Annotated in this window: 1 protein-coding gene; it reads left to right on the top strand. The window is 64.2% G+C overall.

Annotated elements, in window-relative coordinates:
- A partial coding sequence (locus ACG02S_RS26240; RefSeq protein ID WP_394473443.1) for a transposase occupies positions 1 to 371 on the top strand: 371 nt, incomplete at both ends.

The raw sequence follows: 371 nt of genomic DNA, 5'->3' as shown, positions 1-371 counted from the left end.
CGGCTGCCGATCCGGTTGATGGTCTCGCTGCTGTACCTCAAGCACGCCTTCAACGAGAGTGACGAATCCGTCGTTGAGCGCTGGTCGGAGAATGTCGTTTGGCAGCTCTTCAGCGGGATGGAGTACTACCAGAGCAAGCTGCCCTGCGACGCCACGCAGATCGGTCGCTTTCGACGCGTGCTGGGCGAAGCCGGCGTGGAGCAATTGCTCAAGACCACCATCGAGGCGGCGGTCGCAATGAAGGCGGCCAAGCCCGTCGAGCTCGAACGCGTGACGGTCGACACCACGGTGCAGGAGAAGGCCATCGCCCACCCGACGGACAGCCGATTGCTGGAAGTCGCACGGGCCAAGATCGCCCGCCTGGCCAAGCG

The organism is Pelomonas dachongensis (assembly GCF_043555865.1).
Taxonomy (GTDB): Bacteria; Pseudomonadota; Gammaproteobacteria; order Burkholderiales; family Burkholderiaceae_C; genus Pelomonas; species Pelomonas dachongensis.
The sequence above is the reverse complement of the archived record's forward strand: the minus strand, read 5'-3'. Positions and strand labels throughout refer to the sequence as shown.